The 6003-nt window shown below is 26.1% G+C and carries 8 protein-coding genes and 1 pseudogene; 2 read left to right on the top strand and 7 right to left on the bottom strand.

What is annotated here, in order from left to right; translation table 11 throughout:
- The first annotated feature begins 66 nt into the window (after positions 1-66).
- A complete protein-coding gene (locus tag BN1173_RS04235) occupies positions 67-774 on the top strand; it encodes a phosphodiester glycosidase family protein (RefSeq protein ID WP_246040078.1) in 708 nt (235 codons plus the stop codon).
- On the opposite strand, the gene BN1173_RS04230 is transcribed toward BN1173_RS04235, so the two are convergent.
- Positions 746-1294 (bottom strand): TDE1717 family outer membrane beta-barrel protein, encoded by a 549-nt coding sequence (locus BN1173_RS04230; RefSeq protein WP_012538562.1) that lies wholly within the window; start codon positions 1292-1294, stop codon positions 746-748. The genes BN1173_RS04235 and BN1173_RS04230 overlap by 29 nt on opposite strands.
- Before the next feature lie 77 nt (positions 1295-1371).
- Here BN1173_RS04230 and BN1173_RS04225 point away from each other — a divergent pair, with 77 nt between their 5' ends.
- Entirely contained in the window at positions 1372-1728 is a 357-nt protein-coding gene (locus BN1173_RS04225) for a hypothetical protein (protein ID WP_025400998.1), read from the top strand.
- 155 nt (positions 1729-1883) lie between these two features.
- Here the strand turns inward: BN1173_RS04225 and miaA are convergent, their stop codons facing one another.
- The 6 genes and pseudogenes from miaA to BN1173_RS04760 all read right to left on the bottom strand — a co-directional run.
- The gene (gene miaA, locus BN1173_RS04220) at positions 1884-2786 is read right to left on the bottom strand and encodes a tRNA (adenosine(37)-N6)-dimethylallyltransferase MiaA (RefSeq protein ID WP_040236852.1); all 903 of its coding nucleotides are present in this window, start codon (positions 2784-2786) and stop codon (positions 1884-1886) included.
- Entirely contained in the window at positions 2773-2970 is a 198-nt protein-coding gene (locus tag BN1173_RS04215) for a DNA-directed RNA polymerase subunit omega (RefSeq protein ID WP_246040065.1), read from the bottom strand. The genes miaA and BN1173_RS04215 overlap by 14 nt, the downstream gene beginning before the upstream one ends.
- A 22-nt stretch (positions 2971-2992) precedes the next feature.
- Positions 2993-3532 carry a (d)CMP kinase gene (gene cmk, locus BN1173_RS04210; RefSeq protein WP_014696632.1) on the bottom strand — a complete coding sequence of 180 codons (540 nt, stop codon included), beginning with the start codon at positions 3530-3532 and terminating at the stop codon, positions 2993-2995.
- Complete coding sequence (locus BN1173_RS04205) at positions 3529-4398, bottom strand: YicC/YloC family endoribonuclease (RefSeq protein WP_012538557.1); 870 nt, start codon at positions 4396-4398, stop codon at positions 3529-3531. Before BN1173_RS04205 ends, cmk begins: the two co-directional genes overlap by 4 nt.
- A gap of 11 nt (positions 4399-4409) precedes the next feature.
- Complete coding sequence (gene murC / locus BN1173_RS04200) at positions 4410-5816, bottom strand: UDP-N-acetylmuramate--L-alanine ligase (RefSeq protein WP_040236846.1); 1407 nt, start codon at positions 5814-5816, stop codon at positions 4410-4412.
- 1 nt (position 5817) lies between these two features.
- Positions 5818-6003: pseudogene (locus tag BN1173_RS04760) on the bottom strand (hypothetical protein); the annotation flags it as partial.

The following is a 6003-nucleotide window of genomic DNA, read 5'->3' as shown; positions in this document are numbered from 1 at the left end:
TTACCATTCAATACACTATTATCACAACAATTACCTTATCCAAATAATTTAAAACCAAAATATGAAATAATTAAAGGATCATTTCAGGAAAGTAATTATGTTATTGTTAAGATTAAAAACAAAGATTTAAAGTTTATAATATCAAAACCTATTTATGATAAAAAAATGAATAATTATTATTTTAAAGGACAAACAACAAGTCAATTTTTAATTTCTAATAAAGTAGATATTGCCATCAATACTAGTCCATATACAATTAAAGGAACTATGTTTTATCCCAATGGTATATATATATATAATAAAAAACTAATCTCTCATGCAAAAAAAGATCAGGGTATCATTATAATAAAAAATAACCAAATCATATTAAATCCCAAACACAATGAAATTAAAAACTCTGATTACGGTTTTGGTGGCTTTTTTTCATTAATTAAAAATGGAAAATATACTAAAAATTTCAAAGAAAATAAACATCCAAGAACAATAATAGGTACTGACAAAGAAAACAAGCACTTATATCTAATCACAGTAGAAGGAAGAGGCACTAATAATAGCAAAGGAATTTCATTAAATGAAGCAATAGATTTATCATTAAGTTATGGCGTTACCAATTCTATTAATCTAGATGGCGGTGGATCAAGTACACTTGTAACAAAAGTTGATAACCTTCCTTATAAATTAAATACCACATCCAATCTTTTTGGACAAGAGAGAATAATACCTTGTCACCTAGGAATAAAACTACCTAATTTAAAAACTTCCAACCAACATTAACTCCAAAAGTAATTTCCGTAGTCAAACAAGAAACACTTCCCGAAGAAAAAGAAGTAGGTGAAATTGAAAGTATAAATAGAGGCCTAATATATAAACCTTTAACTTCAGGAATAAAGAGATCTGTAGCAAATCCCAAAGATACAAATACCAAATTTTGTCTTATAGAACTTAAATCAATCGTATATTTAATTCCAATAAGAGGAAATAATGTTCTAACATATTCTTTAAATACAATAGGATAAATTCCATAAAATCCAAAAGAAAAATATCTACTATGATGACTAGCCAAAAAAGCATCTTTATAAGAGATATCAAAAATAACATAATTAGCATCAAAGTATAAATTGAAATTTATTCCATTATCTATTCTAGTATCATTTTCTAACAATATATCCTTATTACTTTTGCTAGTATAATTAGTAAATTGATAAGAAAAACCCCCTCCAAAAGACAATGGATATGCAAATATTAAATCACCCAAAGGAAAAAATAAAAATAACAAAAAAACATATTTTTTCATTGATAATCCTTAAACTTTCTAAAAAAACATTATATTATTATATATAGTTATATATCAAGAATATTTATAATAATATTATGAAAATAAAATTATTACCCTTAATTATATTTTTTTTAACATGTAAAACAAAACAAGAAGCTTCTTTAACAAAAGAATTTAAATTGCCTAAAAGCAGCATCCTAGGATTTCCCCAAAAAGTAGGAATCATAACAAAAAATTATACCATTTTAAATAATACAATTCAAACACAAAAAATTAATTATGATTATCTAACAATAATTAGAAAAGACGAAATAGTTAGAATTGAAAAAATTATGCAAGATACAGAACAGCATGGCATTAAAGGAAAATGGGTACTAGCAACCTATAAAGGAAATAAGGGATACATCTTTAGCAAAGATATCAATATAATAGATAATATAATCATTGAATAAACTAATAATATAAAGATGTTAGTTGTGCTAACTAACATCTTTATTATTTATTTTTCTTTTTATGTCTATTCTTTCTTCTTTTTTTCTTTCGCTTATGAGTAGATATTTTTTTTAATTTTCTTTTTCTTCCACAAGGCACGCCTCATATCTCCTTATTAAACAAAAATTAAATCCAAAATGTTCTTTAAATCATCATCTGGATGAAACCACAAAACATTAGGAAGTTTATTAAAAAAAGTCATTTGCCTTTTTACATACAAAAATGAATTTTTAACTATTAGATTAATTATATCATTTAATAGATAACAAGGTCTACTCCTCCACAATAAAAATTCACGATATCCTATTCCTTTAAAAGCTGGTGTTTTTTCATCATATCCTTTCCCCAATAAGCTTTTAATCTCATCAAGCAATCCACAATCAATCATATTTTTCACTCTAGAGATTATTCTAGATTTCATCTCGTCCATAGGTCTTCTCAACCCAATAGCTACAATATTTTCAAACATATCCTCTCTTTGTAAAAATTGACTAATTGGAATACCTGTCTGATAATAAACTTCAAGAGATCTTTTAATTCTATAAATATCATTTTGATTAATTGATTCATACCGTTTAAAATCAACTCTCCTAAGTTGCTCCAAAAGATAATCTTTACCCATTTTAATAAAAAGGTTATTAATATAAAGTCTCACCTTCTCAGAAACAGGTGGTGCACTGGGTAATCCATATCTCAAATGTTTAAAATAAAAAGCAGATCCCCCTACAAATATAGGTATTTTTTTTTGCTCTTTTAAACTTTCTATTATTTTGCATGATTCCTTATAAAATATTCCAAGATTATACTCATAAATAGGTTCTAAAAAATCAACTAAATGATGTCTTATATGAGATCTCAATTCTATACTAGGCTTACAAGACGCAATATCAAATTCCTTATAAACTTGAATAGAATCAACACTAATTATTTCTGCCACACCTTTTGGAAAGTGAAAGAGAATATCACTTTTACCTACAGCTGTAGGACCAAATATAAAAACTATTTTATTTGTCTTCAATTGAATATAAAAATCGCTTTGCAAAAATATCATTAAAAGCTTGACTGACAACTCTTTCATCAGCAATACTATGTTCTGCTAAAGAAACCTGCTCAATAATCTGATCTGTACGAACTATTACAGCCATCACAAGCTCATAATAATTCCCATCAAAATCTTGTATTTTTTTTAACGGAATTTTCATTACCTTAAAAAACCTCCTTAATTTATTTAACATATAAATTTCTTTTTTCTATTTCATTTTTTATCAACTCAAAAACTTTATTTGCAGGTTGATCTGTAGTATCAACTATAAAATCAGCTACATCTAAATAATTATCAATATCTATATTATACACAGATAAATATCTCTTAGAATCATTAAAATCTCTATTAAAAGTACTAACCAAAATATCAGAATACATACCACCTTCTCTATTTATAATTCTTTCTGTCCTAATTTCTATCTTAGCATAAAGATATATTTTTAAATCGGCATCTTTTGAAAGCCAAATAGCAAGACGAGACGCAAGGATTGTATTATCTTCCTTTGAGAGCTTTAATAACTTATTGTCAAGATATTCATCCCAATAATAATCATTTCTGCCCATGATTTCTTTCTTATAAAATGTATCAAAAGGTATATTCTTTTCCCGAGCAATATCATGAAAGGTATAATTAATGAGCTTTAAACCATAATATTTTGCAAGCATACTACTAACAGTTGTATTCCCACAACCACTTTTGCTAGAAATGGCTATTCTCATTCAATATTCCTCAAATGTTCCTTTATTTTTTCTAAATTTAATTTCATATTTAAAACTAAATTCCTAATATCAAGATCAATAGCTTTATTACTCATAGTTGTAACCTCTCTATGCATCTCCTGAGCAATAAATTCTAAAACCTTTCCACATACCTCATGTTCAATATTTCTATAAAAATTATTTATATGTGAATATAATCTTACTATTTCTTCATTAATATCTAATCGAATTGCCATTTTAGCAGCCTCTTCTGCAACATTGATATCACTAAAATCATCCATCAATTTTAATAGATTCTCTTTAATACTTGAAAAAAGTTTATTATTTATACTGTCATGAGATTTTTTTAATAACTCTAAATCTTTCTCTATTAATACAAGCATTGAAATTATATCTTGTTTAATATTTTCACCTTCAAAAATTCTACTCTTATCATAATTCAATAACGTTTCTCTCAAAACTTCTTTAAAAACATCATAAATTAATGACTGCTCAACACTTACATCATCAACAATTAAAGCACCTCGTAAAGACAAAAAATCACCAAGACTCAACTCATCCTTAATATTTAAATTACTATTTTTCAATAAATTATCCCTAAGGCGAGTAATAGCCTCAACATAATGAGGATTTAAATTGAAATTAACATTTGGCATTATTTCCTTATATCCTACATATAAGAAAACATTACCTCTCTTCACATAAGTTGCAATAAAATTCCTTATATCCAGTTCATAAGCATATAAAACTTCGGGCAATTTAAATTTAAATTCTAAAAATTTACCATTATAAGATTTCAAATTAACACTAAACATATAATTTGAAATAGCTTTTTCTAAGTGAAAAAATCCTGTCATACTTTTCATTTAAAATACCTTCATAAAAAATCATGTAATATAAAATTATCACCAGCTCCCATTGTAACAAATAAATCATTTCTCTTTAACAGACCTTTTATAAAATCAACAGAATCACCTACCTCTGCAAAAAAATAAACATTATGATTTAGATCTCTTAAGGATAAAAACAAATCTCTAGAGAGTCTCTTAGGATCAAAATCTTCTCTAACTGAAAGATATATATTATGAAGAATTAACACATCAACATTACTTAAAACCCTCACAAATTCATCAAAGAGAACCTTTGTTCTTGTAAATGTATGTGGCATAAAATCTAAAACAATACGTCTACCATCATAAAATTTCTTAAGACCTAAAAGAGTACTCTCAATTTCCTTTGGATGATGAGCATAATCATCAAGATATATAACACCATCTTTTTCCATAATAAATTCCATTCTTCTTTTAATGCCCATATATTCTCTAGCTACTATTTTTATTCTCTCATCAAAATTCCAAACAAATTTTTTATGCTCTTCTAAAAACAACTTCAAAGCCAAAAGTGCTACTGAAAAATTTAAAACATTATGAATTAAAGGAGTTTTAAGCCTGATATCAATACTTCCCAAAAAATCAAATTTTAAAAATCCGTTTCTAATCTCAAAATGTTCAATTTTAAAATCAGACAGAGAATTAAATCCAACACTAAATACCCTAATATCTTTTCTTATAATTTTATTTTTAATATTAAACAAATTAATTTCATCAGCATTTATTATCAATATCCCATTTTTCTTTAAGTTATTGACATATTGCAAAAAAATATCTTCAACCTCTTCATAATTTTTAAAAAAATCAACATGTTCATAATCAATATTGGTTAAAACAATTATGTCTGGAGAAAAATATAAAAAATGTCCCTTATACTCACAAGTCTCTGCAATAAATACATTGCTTTCACCAACAAGACTAGATTTATCTTCTAAATTTTTAACACTAGAACCCAATATCAAATTAGGCTGCAATCCTAAACTATGAAATAAGATACCTAAAAATGCTGCCGTAGTAGTCTTACCATGAGAACCCGCAACTCCAATACTATAATATTTTTTAGAAATCTCGCCAATAACCTCAGGATAAGATAGAACAGGGATACCAAGTTCATAGGCTTCTAATAAAATAGGCAAATTATCCTTATCATAAGCTGATGAATATATTAAAGCATCATAAGACCTATTACATATTTTTAGTGAAAACTCATAAATATTTTCATAATATATTATATTCTTGCTCTTTAATATATCTTCGGTATAAAACTTTAAAGGAACGTCAACCCCTTCTACAAAATATCCCTTATCACTTAAAAAACAAGCAAGTGAACAAAGCCCAGAGCCTTTAATTCCTACTAAAAATATATTTCTCCAATTATCCAAATCAATTTTCATCTTACTTATCTAAATTACCTTTTTGCTCATAAAATTTATGTATAATAACATCAATGCCAGATATATTAATTATTGTATACTTAAGCACATTATTAATAATATACTCTCTAAGCATTTCTGCATCATCAAGTAAATTACTTCCAAGTGGAATATCTAAAAATAACTTAAAATAATAACTCCCATGGCT

It is taken from the genome of Borrelia crocidurae, assembly GCF_000825665.2.
GTDB lineage: Bacteria > Spirochaetota > Spirochaetia > Borreliales > Borreliaceae > Borrelia > Borrelia duttonii.
Note: the sequence above shows the minus strand (reverse complement) of the source record. Positions and strands in the feature narration are given on the sequence as shown.